This window comes from Sphingomonas lycopersici, from assembly GCF_026130605.1.
GTDB lineage: Bacteria > Pseudomonadota > Alphaproteobacteria > Sphingomonadales > Sphingomonadaceae > Sphingomonas > Sphingomonas lycopersici.
Genome location: NZ_JANFAU010000002.1, coordinates 440,549 through 453,413, shown reverse-complemented (window position 1 = coordinate 453,413; position 12,865 = coordinate 440,549). Strand labels below are relative to the sequence as shown.

General features: G+C 68.0%; 12 protein-coding genes. 6 read left to right on the top strand and 6 right to left on the bottom strand.

Translation table 11 applies throughout. From position 1 onward, the window contains the following. Window positions 1–194 precede the first annotated feature (194 nt). Window positions 195–737 carry a glycine zipper 2TM domain-containing protein gene (locus tag NED98_RS05390; RefSeq protein WP_265312157.1) on the bottom strand — a complete coding sequence of 181 codons (543 nt, stop codon included), beginning with the start codon at window positions 735–737 and terminating at the stop codon, window positions 195–197. Window positions 738–934: 197 nt separating this feature from the next. Continuing rightward, window positions 935–3,250 carry an ATP-dependent helicase gene (locus NED98_RS05385; protein WP_265312156.1) on the bottom strand — a complete coding sequence of 772 codons (2,316 nt, stop codon included), beginning with the start codon at window positions 3,248–3,250 and terminating at the stop codon, window positions 935–937. Between the two features lie 128 nt (window positions 3,251–3,378). Between NED98_RS05385 and NED98_RS05380 the strand changes: the two genes are divergently transcribed. Continuing rightward, the gene (locus NED98_RS05380) at window positions 3,379–3,780 is read left to right on the top strand and encodes a GFA family protein (RefSeq protein WP_265312155.1); all 402 of its coding nucleotides are present in this window, start codon (window positions 3,379–3,381) and stop codon (window positions 3,778–3,780) included. Continuing rightward, on the top strand, window positions 3,780–4,166 hold the full coding sequence (locus NED98_RS05375) for a nuclear transport factor 2 family protein (protein WP_265312154.1): 387 nt from the start codon (window positions 3,780–3,782) through the stop codon (window positions 4,164–4,166). The genes NED98_RS05380 and NED98_RS05375 overlap by 1 nt, the downstream gene beginning before the upstream one ends. A 281-nt stretch (window positions 4,167–4,447) precedes the next feature. On the opposite strand, the gene NED98_RS05370 is transcribed toward NED98_RS05375, so the two are convergent. The 4 genes from NED98_RS05370 to purM are packed head-to-tail and all read right to left on the bottom strand — an operon-like array spanning window position 4,448 to window position 7,075. Further along, entirely contained in the window at window positions 4,448–5,041 is a 594-nt protein-coding gene (locus NED98_RS05370) for a hypothetical protein (protein ID WP_265312153.1), read from the bottom strand. Next, window positions 5,038–5,415 carry an MmcQ/YjbR family DNA-binding protein gene (locus tag NED98_RS05365; protein WP_179511803.1) on the bottom strand — a complete coding sequence of 126 codons (378 nt, stop codon included), beginning with the start codon at window positions 5,413–5,415 and terminating at the stop codon, window positions 5,038–5,040. The genes NED98_RS05370 and NED98_RS05365 overlap by 4 nt, the downstream gene beginning before the upstream one ends. Continuing rightward, on the bottom strand, window positions 5,412–5,975 hold the full coding sequence (gene purN, locus NED98_RS05360) for a phosphoribosylglycinamide formyltransferase (RefSeq protein WP_265268324.1): 564 nt from the start codon (window positions 5,973–5,975) through the stop codon (window positions 5,412–5,414). The genes NED98_RS05365 and purN overlap by 4 nt, the downstream gene beginning before the upstream one ends. Continuing rightward, complete coding sequence (purM, locus tag NED98_RS05355) at window positions 5,972–7,075, bottom strand: phosphoribosylformylglycinamidine cyclo-ligase (protein WP_265312152.1); 1,104 nt, start codon at window positions 7,073–7,075, stop codon at window positions 5,972–5,974. Before purM ends, purN begins: the two co-directional genes overlap by 4 nt. A 279-nt stretch (window positions 7,076–7,354) precedes the next feature. Here purM and NED98_RS05350 point away from each other — a divergent pair, with 279 nt between their 5' ends. The 4 genes from NED98_RS05350 to NED98_RS05335 are packed head-to-tail and all read left to right on the top strand — an operon-like array spanning window position 7,355 to window position 12,856. Then, the gene (locus NED98_RS05350; RefSeq protein ID WP_265312151.1) at window positions 7,355–8,584 is read left to right on the top strand and encodes a heavy-metal-associated domain-containing protein; all 1,230 of its coding nucleotides are present in this window, start codon (window positions 7,355–7,357) and stop codon (window positions 8,582–8,584) included. Further along, the gene (locus NED98_RS05345; protein WP_265268327.1) at window positions 8,581–9,207 is read left to right on the top strand and encodes an HdaA/DnaA family protein; all 627 of its coding nucleotides are present in this window, start codon (window positions 8,581–8,583) and stop codon (window positions 9,205–9,207) included. The genes NED98_RS05350 and NED98_RS05345 overlap by 4 nt, the downstream gene beginning before the upstream one ends. Beyond that, window positions 9,204–11,393, top strand: coding sequence for an RNA degradosome polyphosphate kinase (locus NED98_RS05340; protein WP_265312150.1), 2,190 nt, complete (start codon window positions 9,204–9,206; stop codon window positions 11,391–11,393). The genes NED98_RS05345 and NED98_RS05340 overlap by 4 nt, the downstream gene beginning before the upstream one ends. Beyond that, a complete protein-coding gene (locus tag NED98_RS05335; protein WP_265312149.1) occupies window positions 11,393–12,856 on the top strand; it encodes a Ppx/GppA phosphatase family protein in 1,464 nt (487 codons plus the stop codon). The genes NED98_RS05340 and NED98_RS05335 overlap by 1 nt, the downstream gene beginning before the upstream one ends. Window positions 12,857–12,865 lie beyond the last annotated feature (9 nt).

The window sequence follows — 12,865 nt, the reverse complement described above, 5'->3', positions numbered from 1 at the left end:
ATCGACCTTGACGACACATAGGGCATAGGTCTCGTTTCTACAATGTATCAACATGCTGGCGCGGGCCGCAGTTTTGAAAGCCCCTCCCCTTCAGGGGAGGGGTAGGGGGTGGGGGAAGTCTCACCGAGACGGTCGCCTGCGGCACTGCCCCACCCCAACCCCTCCCCTGAAGGGGAGGGGCTTGAGAGCGCGCTTCACCGGCAGTTGAGCGACGAATTCTTCTGGTCGATCGACTTGCCGGCCAGCGCCCCGGCCGCGCCGCCGAGCAGGGTGCCGGCGAGGCGGCTGCGGCCGCCGGTAATCACATTGCCGAACAACCCGCCCAGCGCGCCGCCGACGACCAGCCCGGTCGAACCGTCGCTGCGCTTGCAATAATAGCGGCCGTCGTTGCCGCTATAGACGCGCTCGTCGGGCGCCATCGGGCGTTCCTGATATTGCGCGCCGCCGCGATAATAGCGTGACGGATCATAGCCGTTCTCGTCGCGCCAGCCGCTGTTGGGATCGTTGTTGTAACCGCGATCGTCGTCATAGCGCGGCGGGGGCGGATAGCCGCCGTTGCCGCGCCGCGAGACGCTGAGGTAGCGATCATATTCCTGGCGGAAGACCTCGAGCTCGTTGCTGAAGCGATCCTGCGCGGCGCGGAAGCGTGCCTCGTCGGCGGAGGTTTGCGCGAGCGCCGGCACCGCGCCGGTCAGGCCGGCGGCGACGAGCGCGACGCTGATAATCCGGGTAAACATTCTGCACTTGCCTCTCTGCCCGTTGATCGGGCGCCACAAGGTATAGGAACGCGTAACAATCTCGTTGCTGAACGAGGCGCGAATGCCCCTTGGACCGTCATGCCGGACTTGATCCGGCATCCAGAGCCACGGGCGGCATAGCGTGCGACTCTGGATGCCGGGTCAAGGCCGGCATGACGAGGGGGGTGGGGTTTTCTTCACGCCGACAGGCTGACGAAACTGTCCATCACCCGCTTGAGCCCGGCCTTCTCGAATTCGATCTCCAGCTTGTTGCCCTCGATCGCGACGATCGCGCCATAGCCGAACTTCTGGTGGAAGACGCGCATCCCGAGCGAAAGATCGCTGCGCCCCTTGTTGCCGAGGCTGACCGACGGGCTGCGGCTTTCGACCACGCGGGTCGGCTCGCGGGTGAAAGTTCGGCTGGTCCAGTCGCCGCCCGGCTTGGCGGCATCGAGCGTACCCGCCGCGCGCTGCCAGCCGGGGCCGCGCCCCGTGCCGCGGCCGACATCGGCGAAGGGATCGGCGCGCTCGGACCAATTGGCGCGCCACAGGCTCGCGCCGCCCGACATCGTCGTTTCCTGATCGACGTGATCCGCCGGCAGTTCGGCGACGAAGCGCGACGGGATCGACGAGGTCCACTGCCCGTAGATGCGGCGGTTGGCGGCGTGGAGGATCGTCGCGCGGCGCCGCGCGCGGGTGATCGCGACATAAGCGAGGCGGCGTTCCTCCTCCAGGCTGCGCGTGCCGCCCTCGTCGAGCGCGCGCTGCGACGGGAAGATGCCTTCCTCCCAGCCGGCGAGGAACACTTGGCTGAATTCCAGCCCCTTGGCGGCGTGGATCGTCATGATCGTGACCTTGGCGTCCTCGCGCGCGCCCTCATTGTCCATCACCAGGCTGACATGCTCGAGGAACGCGCCGAGATTCTCATATTCCTCCATCGCGCGGACGAGCTCGTTGAGATTCTCCAGCCGCCCGGCGGCGTCGGCGGATTTGTCCGCCTGCCACATCGCGGTATAGCCGCTCTCGTCGAGAATCTGCCGCGCGAGATCGGGATGGGCGAGGTCGACCGCCATCTCGCGCCAGCGCACGATATCGCCGACGAAGGTGCCGAGCGCGCGGCGCGCCTGCGGGGTCAGTTCGTCGGTGTCGAGGATGCGCGCGGCGGCGGCGCTCAGCGGCAGCCCCTCGGCGCGCGCGAGCTGGTGGAGCCGCGCGATCGCCTTGTCGCCCAGCCCGCGCTTGGGGACGTTGACGATCCGTTCGAAGGCGAGATCGTCGGCCGGCTGGTTGACGATCCGCAGATAGGCGAGCGCATCGCGGATTTCGGCGCGCTCGTAGAAGCGGAAGCCGCCGACGATGCGGTAGGGCAATCCGATCGCGATGAACCGGTCTTCGAACTCGCGCGTCTGGTGCTGCGCGCGGACGAGGATCGCGATATCGTCGAGGCTGGTGCCCTCGCGCTGCGCCGACTCGATCTCGTCGCCGACGCGGCGCGCCTCTTCCGGGCCGTCCCATACGCCGATCACGCGGACCTTCTCGCCGGCGTCGATCTCGGTCCACAGGGTCTTGCCGAGCCGCCCCGAATTATGCGCGATCACGCCCCCCGCCGCGCCGAGGATATGCGGGGTCGAGCGGTAGTTCTGCTCGAGCCGGATTACCTTGGCGCCGGGGAAATCGCGTTCGAAACGCAGGATATTCTCCACCTGCGCGCCGCGCCACGAATAGATCGACTGATCGTCGTCGCCGACGCAGCAGATGTTGCGCCGCTCCTGCGCGAGCAGCCGCAGCCAGAGATATTGGACGCTGTTGGTGTCCTGATATTCGTCGACCATGATGTAGCGGAAGCGCTGCTGATAATGCGCCAGCACCTCGCGGTCGGTCTTGAGGATCGTCAGGACGTGAAGCAGCAGGTCGCCGAAGTCGCAGGCGTTCACCACCTTCAGCCGATCCTGATATTGCTGGTATAATTCGCCGCCGCGCCCCGCGCCGTAGCGCTCGCTTTCGCCGGCATCGACATCGCCGGGGGTGAGCCCCTTGTTCTTCCATTCGTCGATCAGCCCGGCGAGGCTGCGCGCCGGGAAGCGCTTCTCGTCGATATTCGCCGCGACGATCAACTGCTTGAGCAGGCGGAGCTGATCGTCGGTGTCGAGGATCGTGAAATTGCTCTGCAGCCCGACGAGTTCGGCGTGGCGGCGCAGCATCTTGGCGCCGATCGCGTGGAAGGTGCCGAGCCACGGCATCCCCTCGACCGCGGCGCCGACCAGCCGTCCGACGCGCTCCTTCATCTCGCGCGCCGCCTTGTTGGTGAAGGTGACCGCGAGGATTTCGGACGGATAGGCTTTGCGGGTCCACAAGAGATGCGCGAGTCGTGCGGTGAGCGCGGCGGTCTTGCCGGTCCCGGCGCCGGCGAGGACGAGCACCGGGCCGTCGGTGGTCAGCACGGCCTCGCGCTGCGGCGGGTTGAGGCCGGCGAGATAGGGGGCGTCGTCCGGGGTGGGGGCGGGGGTGTTCACCGCCGAACAGGTAGGGAACGAGCGCGCGCGGGGCAAGCGCCTGATTGGCGGCGGTCGACACGCGAAAACGGCTTGTCTCGCGCGGCGGATCGTGAGAACAAAGTGGAAACATGGCTGGGAGAATAAGGATGCCGATCACGGGGCGATGCCATTGCGGCGCGGTGACCTGGCGCGCGAGCGAAGAGCCGCAGCGTCATTCTTTGTGTCATTGCGAAGATTGTCGGCGCTGGTCCGGGGCGCCGGTCGTCGGCTGGGCTGCGTTCGACGAGAATGTCGTGACGATCGAGGGCGAGACGCGCGGCTATCAATCCTCCTCCGCCGCGACGCGCGAATTCTGCGCCCGATGCGGCACCGGGTTGTTCTACCGCAGCGCTACTTTGCTTCCGGGTATTCTCGACATTCAGTCCGGCACGATGGATGATCCGGAAGCGTTCCCGCCCAGTGCACAAGTTATGGTGCGGCATAGACTTGGCTGGGCGCGGGAGATGGATAAGCTACCGGCGTTCGAAAGCTACCCGGGGATGGATTGATGCCGACCGACGATCCGATCGCACGCTGGCACGATTATATGCATGCGCCGACCCCCGAGGGCCTGTCGGCGATGCTCCACGAGGATTGCGTCTTCCAGAGCCCGGCGGTGCATACGCCGCAAAAGGGCAAGGCGCTGACGATGAAATATCTGCTCGCCGCGGCGCAGGCGCTGGGCGGACCGGCGTTTCGCTATGTCGGCGAATGGCGTGCGGACCGCGGCGCGGTGCTCGAATTCGAATGCGAGGTCGACGGCAAGTTCGTCAACGGCGTCGATATCATCGCGTGGGACGACGACGGGCTGATCACCGGGTTCAAGGTGATGATCCGCCCCATCAAGGCGTTCGACGCGGTGGTGCCGCGGATGGCGGCGATACTGGCGGGGTAGAGGGCGACCTCAATCGTCACCCCCGCGAAAGCCGGGATCGCGTACCTGGGGCGAAGGCGAGAGCCGGCGACGGCAATAAGCTCCTCCTTGTGTCCCCGCGGAGGGTTCCCATCAAAGTAATAGTTTGATGGGCCCGGAGGCGGGAACCCAGTCTGGGCTCCCGCCGTCGCGGGAGTACAGCCCTGCGGAACGGGGTGGATCATATCGTGCGAGCGATTCTCTGACGGCCCGAGATCCCGGCTTTCGCTGGGATGACGGACGTGTGACCGGCTCGCGGCGGTTTACTTCTTCGCCGCCGCCCGCTTCCGCTGCCACGCTGCCTCCAGCGCGGCCGCCGTTCCGTTGCGCGACGCCAGCGTCAGCCCGGTCAGTTCCAGCTTCCGCCCGCGCAGGAAGCGCGATTCGGTGCGCCACAGCACGTCGTACAGCCCGGTCTGGCTGTGTTTCGTATCGCCGTCCCACCAGCTCACGCTGATCAGCACCGGCAGCCGCCCGTTGCGCGCGTCACTGCCCTCATTGGCCTTGAGCAACGCATCGGCGAACCAGTCGCTCATGATGCGCGGTCCGGGGAGCGCGTCCTGCGGCGCGACGCCGAGCGCCTTGGGGAAGGTGACGGTCGCGGCGCTGAACACATGCTCGCTGTCGGCCAGGGCCAAAGCATCGCCGCCGTCGGCCACCGTGCCGAGCAGGGTCACCACGCCGCGCGCATGCTCGGTGCTCGTCGCCTGCGCGGCGCGCGCGGCTTCGTCGGCCCGGCGGCCCGACCAGTTGAGATAAAGCGTCGCGGCGGCGATCAGCACCCCGGCGACCGCGACCAATTCGGCGAGCGTCACCCAGCGGCGACGCGTCGCGGCCTGATCGGCGGTTTCGCTCATCGCCCGCCCATTTCCAGCAAACGCCGCGGGGCGACCAGTTCCCAGCTCCGCGCGATCCGGTCCGCCACGCGATCCCAGTCGGTATCGTCGCGGTCGAGTCGCATCGCCACCCAGCCGAACGGGCCGAGATAGGCGGGGCGGAAATAGCAATCCGGGTCGAGCTCGATCAGCAATGCCTGTTCCTCGCCGTCAGCGGTCTTGACGATCGCCACGGTTTCGCCGTCGCCGTGATGATCGTGCCAGAAATAGGCGAAGAACTTGCCCTTTTCGATATGAAATCCGGGCGATCCGTGGCTCAGCCGCTCCATCGCCGCCGGCAGCGCCAGCGCGATCTCACGCACGCGGGCGAGGGCGGAGGCGGGATCGGGACTCATCGCGCGAGCCATTCCTTCAGGACGCGGGGATAAAGCTGATGTTCCGCCTCCAGCACGCGCGAGGCAAGCGTTTCCGCATCGTCACCGGGCAGGATCGGGACATTGGCCTGACCCAGCACCGCGCCGCCGTCGAGCTCCTCGGTCACGACATGGACCGAACAGCCCGCCTCGGCATCGCCCGCCTCGATCGCGCGGGCGTGGGTATCGAGCCCCTTGTACTTGGGCAGCAGCGAGGGGTGGATATTGACGATCCGCCCGCGCCAATCGGCGACGAAGCGATCCGACAGCAGCCGCATATAGCCGGCGAGCGCGATATATTCGGCGCCCGCGGCGCGCAGCGCGGCGTCGAGCGCGGCTTCATAGGCGGCCTTGCCGATCCCCTTCGGCGACAGCGCGAAGGTCGGGATACCCTGTTCGCGTGCCCAGGCGAGCCCGGCGGCCTCGGGGCGATCGGAGGCGACCACCACGACTTCATAACCGTCGCCCGCCGCCCTCACCAGCGATTGCATGTTCGATCCGCGCCCGGAGACGAGGATCGCGACCTTGGGGAGCGCGCTCATGCGTGATGCGTCGCGGTCCAGTCGCCGCGCGCGCTCCAGGTTTCGGCCGATCCGCGCACGGTGCAGCCGCGCTCGCCCGCGTCGACCGTGCCGATGCGGAAGATCGTCTCGCCCGCGGCTTCGAGCGCCGCGGTCACCGCGTCCGCGGCGTCTGCCTTGACGATCACCGCCATGCCGATGCCGCAGTTGAAGGTGCGTGCCATTTCGGCGGGCTCGATCGCGCCCTGCGCCTGGAGGAAGGCCATCAGCCGCGGCTGCGGCCAGGCATCGGCATCGACCGTCGCGTGGCACCCGGCGGGGAGCACGCGCGGGATGTTTTCGAGCAGCCCGCCGCCGGTGATGTGCGCCAGCCCGTCGATCCGGCGTTCGCGGACGAGCGGCAGGAGGCTTTTCACATAGATGCGGGTCGGCGCCATCAGCGCGTCGATCAGCAGCCGATCGGGGTCGAACAGAGCCGGGCGATCGAGCCGCCACGCCTTGTCCGCCGCGAGCCGCCGGACGAGCGAAAAGCCGTTGGAATGGACCCCCGAGGAGGCCATGCCGAGAATCACGTCGCCCGGCGCGATCGCGCTGCCGGTCAGCACCGCCGAGCGCTCGACCGCGCCGACGCAGAAGCCGGCGAGGTCATAATCGCCCTCGGCATACATGCCGGGCATCTCGGCGGTCTCGCCGCCGATCAGCGCGCAGCCGGCGATCTTGCAGCCTTCGGCGATCGAGGCGACGACTTGCTCCGCGACCGCGTTGTCGAGCCGGCCGGTCGCGTAATAATCGAGGAAGAACAGGGGCTCGGCACCCTGCACGATGAGGTCGTTGGCGCACATCGCGACGAGATCGATCCCCACGCCGGCGTGGCGGCCGTGGTCGATCGCGAGCTTGAGCTTGGTGCCGACGCCATCATTGGCGGCGACGAGCAACGGATCGCTGAACCCCGCGGCGCGCAGATCGAAGAAGCCGCCGAACCCGCCGAGATCGGCATCCGCCCCCGCGCGGCGCGTCGCGCGGGCGAGCGGGGCGATGGCGCGAACCAGCGCGTTGCCGCCGGCGATGGAAACGCCCGCGTCGGCGTAAGTATAGGGAGCGTTGCGACGATCTTCGGTCATGCCCGCGCGTCTAGGGCGCAAAGGCGTTGGGGGCAACGTTCTCCATGCGTGATTGGATCGGCTTCCGCACCTCATGTGCTCCCGCGAAGGCGGGAGCCCAGACTGGGTCCCCGCCTTCGCAGGGACACAAGGGATGACCACCCCGGCGCAGGCCGGGGTCCAGCTACGACCGGCCCGTTGCTGGACCCCGGCCTGCGCCGGGGTGGACAGGTACGAATCGATCGTTGCGACACATCGCACTTGGATTTCCCCGCCTGCTTCGCCAAAAGGCGGTGCAAGATGCGTATCCGTCCGTTTTTCCTCGCTTCCGCTATCGGGGTGGTGCTGCTCGGCGCCGGTATCGGCATCGCCCAGATCGAAGGCGGCGATCGCGGCGTTGCGCCGGTCGACAGCTCGTCCGATTATGAGGTGAGCGGGGTCACCGTCGACGTCTCGGCCAAGGATGCGGATAGCGCGCGCTACGGCGGGTGGCGGCTGGCGCAGCGCAAGGCATGGGTGCAATTGTCGCAGCGGCTCGGCGCGGGCGGCGGGCTGGTATCCGACGGCGCGCTCGATTCCGTCGTGTCGGGGATCGTCGTCGAAAACGAGCAGATCGGGCCCAATCGCTATATCGCGCGGCTTGGGGTGCTGTTCGATCGCGGCAAGGCGAGCGCGATGCTCGGGGTGAGCGATTCCGTCTCGCGCTCGGCGCCGATGGTGGTGATCCCGGTGATGTGGGCGGGCGGCGCGGCGACGGTGTTCGAACAGCGCACCGCGTGGCAGGAAGCCTGGGCGCGCTATCGCACCGGCAACAGCACGATCGATTATGTCCGCCCGGTCGGCACCGGCCCCGATCCGTTGCTGCTCAATTACGGGCAGACGCAGCGGCCGGGGCGCGGCTGGTGGCGATCGGTGCTCAACCAATATGGCGGCAGCAACGTGCTCGTCCCCACCGTGCGGCTCCAGCGGCAATGGCCGGGCGGGCCGATCGTCGCGATCTTCCAGGCGCGCGGCGGGCCGGACAATAAATTGTTCGGGCAGGTCGCGCTGCGCGTCGACAATGCCGCCGGGCTACCGCAACTGCTCGATGCCGGGGTGAAGCGGCTCGACGATCTCTATCAGGCGGCGTCGCGCGGCGGGCTGCTGCGCACCGATACCGGGCTCGCTTATGTGCCCCCGGTCGCGGCGACCGAGGAAGAGGCGCTGCCCGACGATTCGCTGCCGGTGACCGCCCCGTCGGCGGGCGGCGCGACGATCTCGGTCCAGTTCGATTCGCCGGGCGCCGGCGCGGTCAACGCGACTGAGGCGGCGATGCGTGCGGTGCCCGGGGTGGCGACGGCGGGCACCTCCAGCCTCGCGCTGGGCGGGGTATCGGTGATGACCGTTACTTATGGCGGCACCGCCGATGCCTTCCGCGCCGCGCTGCAGGCGCGCGGGTGGCAGGTGTTCGGCACCGGGACGACGATCCGCATCCGCCGCGCGCAACCTTCCGCGCCCGAAGCGGCGCCGGGCAACGCGACCGGCGGATGACGAACCAGATCGCGCTGCCGCTGGAGTGGCCCGCCGATCCGCGCGACGAGGAGTTTTTGGTGACGCCCTCGAACGCGCGCGCGGCGCATACCGTCGAGCATTGGGGGGCGTGGCCGGTGATGACCGCCTTGCTCACCGGCCCGCGCAAATCGGGGCGCAGCCTGCTCGCGCGGATCTTCGCCTCGAAGAGCGGCGGGACGATCATCGACGATGCCGAGAAGCGCCCGGAGGCCGAGCTGTTCCACGCCTGGAACGAGGCGCAGGCGCATCGCCGCCCGCTGCTGATCGTCGCCGATGCCGCGCCGCCCGAATGGCGCATCCGGCTGCCCGATCTGCGCTCGCGGCTCGCTGCCTCGCCGATCGCGGCGATCGGCGCGCCTGACGATCAGTTGATGCGCGCATTGCTCGAACGCCAGTTCATGCGCCGCGGGCTTGATGCGCGCCCCGATCTGATCGACTGGCTGGTCGCGCGGATCGAGCGGAGTCATATTGCCGTCATACGAACGGTCGATGCGCTGGATCAGGAGGTGCTGGAGCGCCGCAAGCGGTTGTCGATCCCGCTCGCGCGCACCACGCTCGCCGGCGCCGCGTTGATCCCCCCCTTGTCGACGGACCTGCAATGACCCGCCCCGCGCATATCGCCGCCAGCATCAAGGCCGATGACGACCCGTTCGAGAGTCAATCGACCGATCGCTATTTCAACCGCGAGCTTTCGTGGCTGGCGTTCAACCGTCGTGTGCTGGAGGAGGCGTGCAACCCGGCGCATCCGCTGCTCGAACGGCTGCGCTTCCTGTCAATCTCTGGCTCGAACCTCGACGAATTCTTCATGGTCCGCGTCGCCGGGCTGAAGGGGCAGCAATTGCTCGAGGTGGAGGCGCGCTCGGCCGACGGGCTGACCCCGACCCAGCAGCTCGTGGCGATCACCGAAACTGCCGACAAGCTGCTGATGGATCAGGAGAAAGTGTGGCGGGATATCCGCCACGCGCTCGCCGATTCGGGGATCCAGGTGCTCGGATCGAGCAAGGTCGACGCGGTGCTGTCGGTCGAGGAGATCGGCTGGCTCGAAACCCATTTCCGCGAGCAATTGCTCCCGGTGCTGACCCCGCAGGCGCTCGATCCGGCGCACCCGTTCCCGTTCATGCCGAACAAGGGGCTGGCGGTGATGTTCGATCTCGTCCGCCTGTCGGACGACGAACCGATCCGCGAACTGGTGATGCTGCCCGCGGCGATGAAGCGCTTCGTGCGGCTGCCGGGGGACGATGCGCGTTACGTCGCGACCGAATCGATCGTGAAGCGCTTCTCCCCGGTGCTGTTCCCCGGCTATCGCGTGCTCGGCGCGGCCGAGTTCCGCGTGCTGCGCGACAGCGATATCGAGATCGAGGAAGAGGCCGAGGATCTCGTCCGCTATTTCGCCAATGCGATCAAACGCCGCCGCCGCGGGCGGGTGATCCGGCTCGAACTCGAAACCGGGATGCCCGAGGCGCTGGAAACGGTGCTGCGCGAGGAATTGGGCGAGGCGGGGGCGCTGATCACCGAGAGCGGGTCGTTCCTCGGCATCGGCGATCTCGATCAATTGTACGACGAGGATCGGCCGGACCTCAAATTCCCGCCCTTCACCCCGCGCTTCCCCGAGCGGATCCGCGAGTTCGACGGCGATTGCTTCGCCGCGATCCGCGCCAAGGATATCATCGTTCACCATCCCTATGAGACGTTCGACGTCGTGCTCGCTTTCTTGAAGCAGGCGGCGGCGGACCCCGATGTGGTGGCGATCAAGCAGACGCTGTACCGCGCGGGCAAGCAATCGGCGGTGATCAACGCGCTGATCGCCGCGGCCGAGGCGGGCAAATCGGTCACCGCGGTGGTCGAGCTGAAGGCGCGGTTCGACGAGGAACAGAATTTGCTGTGGGCCAGCGCGCTCGAACGCGCCGGGGTGCAGGTGGTCTATGGTTTCATCGACTGGAAGACCCACGCCAAGATCTCGATGGTCGTGCGGCGCGAGGCCGGGCAGTTCCGCACCTACTGCCATTTCGGGACGGGCAATTATCACCCGATCACCGCGCGCATCTACACCGACCTCAGCTTCTTCACCGCCGATCCGCGGATCGGGCGCGATGCCTCGCGGGTGTTCAATTACATCACCGGCTATGTCGAGCCTGAGGGGATGGAATTGGTCGTCATCTCGCCGCGCTATCTGCGCGAGCGGCTGATCGAGTTGATCGACGCCGAGATCGCGCATGCCCGCGCCGGGCGCGCCGCGACGATCTGGGCCAAGATGAATTCGGTGGTCGATCCCGCGATCATCGAGAAGCTCTACGAGGCGAGCGGCGCGGGGGTGGAGATCGATCTCGTCATCCGCGGCATCTGTTGCCTGCGCCCCAAGGTGCCGGGGATGTCGGACAATATCCGCGTCAAATCGGTCGTCGGGCGCTTTCTGGAGCACAGCCGCATCGCCTGTTTCGGCAATGGCGCGGCGTTGCCCAACGACAAGGCGCATGTGCTGATCTCGTCGGCGGACTGGATGCCGCGCAATTTCGATCGCCGCGTCGAATATATGCTCCCGCTGGAGAATGAGACGGTTCATGCGCAGGTGCTCGATCAGGTGATGCTCGCCAATCTGATCGACGACGAGCAGAGCTGGGAGCTCGAATCCGACGGCAGCTACACGCGGATCAAGCCGGGCGACAAGCCATTCAACTTGCACCGTTATTTCATGACCAACCCCTCGCTCTCGGGGCGCGGCGCGGCGCTGGCGGAGGGGGGCGCGGTGCCGACCTTGTCGTTGCGCCGGCAGGAATTGAAGGAAGATTGATGGCCGCGCCGCGCACGGCGATCATCGATATCGGTTCGAATTCGATCCGTCTGGTGGTCTATCAGGGACCGGCGCGACTGCCGGCGACGCTGTTCAACGAAAAGGTGCTTGCGGGGCTGGGGCGCAGCCTCGCGCAGACCGGGGCGATCGATGCCGAGGCGATGGCCGCGGCGGAGGCGGCGCTGGGGCGTTTCGCCGCGCTGGTGCGCGAATTGCGCTGCGACACGGTGCGTACCGTCGCCACCGCGGCGGCACGCGATGCCGCCAACGGCGCCGAACTGCTCGCGCTGGCCGAAGCGGCGGGGCTGACGGTCGAATTGCTGTCGGGCGCGGAGGAAGCGCGCGCGGCGGGCTATGGCGTGCTCTCGGCGATCCCGCATGCCGACGGGATCGTCGGCGATCTCGGCGGCGGCAGCCTCGAACTGGTGCGGGTCAAGAATGGCAAGGTACGCCAGCACGCCTCCTTCCCGCTCGGGGTGCTGCGGATCGCGGCGTTGCGCGACGCTTCACAAGGCAGGGGCGGGCTCGACCGGCGCGTCGGGCGGCTGCTGCGCGAGGCCGGGTGGGGCGGCGCGGGCAAGGGGCTGCCGCTGTATCTGGTCGGCGGATCGTGGCGCGCGCTGGCGCGGCTCGATATGGATCGGACGCATTATCCGCTCCCGATCATCCACGAATACGCCATGTCGGCGGAGACGGTGGCGCGGCTCGGGCGGACGATCTCGCATGTCGCCAAGGGGCGGCTAAAGGCGGTGTCCGGGCTGTCGACCGGGCGCATCCCGACGCTTGGCGACGCGGCGGCATTGCTCGCCTCGCTGATCAAGCATCTCAAGGCCAAGGGGACGATCGTGTCGGCTTATGGCCTGCGCGAGGGGTTGCTCTACGGCGCGCTCGACGAGCGGACGCGTGCGCAGGACCCTCTGGTGGTGGCGACGCGCGACGAGGGGCGCCGGGCGGGGCGTTTCCCCGAACATGGCGACCTGCTCCACGACTGGATCGCGCCGCTGTTCGTCGGCGAATCCGCGAGCGATGCGCGGCTGCGCCACTCCGCATGCCAACTCGCCGATGTCGGCTGGCGCGCCAACCCGGAGTTTCGCGCCGAACGCGGGATGGAGATTGCGCTCCACGGCAATTGGGTCGGGGTCGACGCGCGCGGCCGCGCGATGATGGCGCAAGCGCTGTGGACCGCGCTCGGTGGCAGCACGTCGAGCCCGCCGCCGCTCCCGGCGCTGGCGAGCGACATGGATCTGTCGCGCGCGGTCGGCTGGGGGCTGGCGATGCGGCTCGGGCAGCGCATGTCGGCCGGGCTGGCGGGGCCGTTGCAGCGTTCCAGCCTGTCGGTCAGCGGGCGCGGGCTGACGCTCGGGCTTAGCGCGGCCGACCGCCATCTCTATGGCGAAGCGGTGGAAAAGCGCCACAACGCACTCGCCGCCGCGCTGGGGCGGACGCCGATCCTGACGGCGTGATTGCTCCCC

What these genes read in the sequence shown, in the direction of transcription:
- NED98_RS05340 (WP_265312150.1), top strand. Translation starts at nt 9,204, where the DNA reads ATGACCCGCCCCGCGCATATCGCCGCCAGCATCAAGGCCGATGACGAC.
- NED98_RS05335 (WP_265312149.1), top strand. Translation starts at nt 11,393, where the DNA reads ATGGCCGCGCCGCGCACGGCGATCATCGATATCGGTTCGAATTCGATC.
- NED98_RS05375 (WP_265312154.1), top strand. Translation starts at nt 3,780, where the DNA reads ATGCCGACCGACGATCCGATCGCACGCTGGCACGATTATATGCATGCG.
- NED98_RS05390 (WP_265312157.1), bottom strand. Translation starts at nt 737, where the DNA reads ATGTTTACCCGGATTATCAGCGTCGCGCTCGTCGCCGCCGGCCTGACC.
- NED98_RS05345 (WP_265268327.1), top strand. Translation starts at nt 8,581, where the DNA reads ATGACGAACCAGATCGCGCTGCCGCTGGAGTGGCCCGCCGATCCGCGC.
- NED98_RS05365 (WP_179511803.1), bottom strand. Translation starts at nt 5,415, where the DNA reads ATGAGTCCCGATCCCGCCTCCGCCCTCGCCCGCGTGCGTGAGATCGCG.
- NED98_RS05350 (WP_265312151.1), top strand. Translation starts at nt 7,355, where the DNA reads ATGCGTATCCGTCCGTTTTTCCTCGCTTCCGCTATCGGGGTGGTGCTG.
- purN (WP_265268324.1), bottom strand. Translation starts at nt 5,975, where the DNA reads ATGAGCGCGCTCCCCAAGGTCGCGATCCTCGTCTCCGGGCGCGGATCG.
- NED98_RS05370 (WP_265312153.1), bottom strand. Translation starts at nt 5,041, where the DNA reads ATGAGCGAAACCGCCGATCAGGCCGCGACGCGTCGCCGCTGGGTGACG.
- purM (WP_265312152.1), bottom strand. Translation starts at nt 7,075, where the DNA reads ATGACCGAAGATCGTCGCAACGCTCCCTATACTTACGCCGACGCGGGC.
- NED98_RS05380 (WP_265312155.1), top strand. Translation starts at nt 3,379, where the DNA reads ATGCCGATCACGGGGCGATGCCATTGCGGCGCGGTGACCTGGCGCGCG.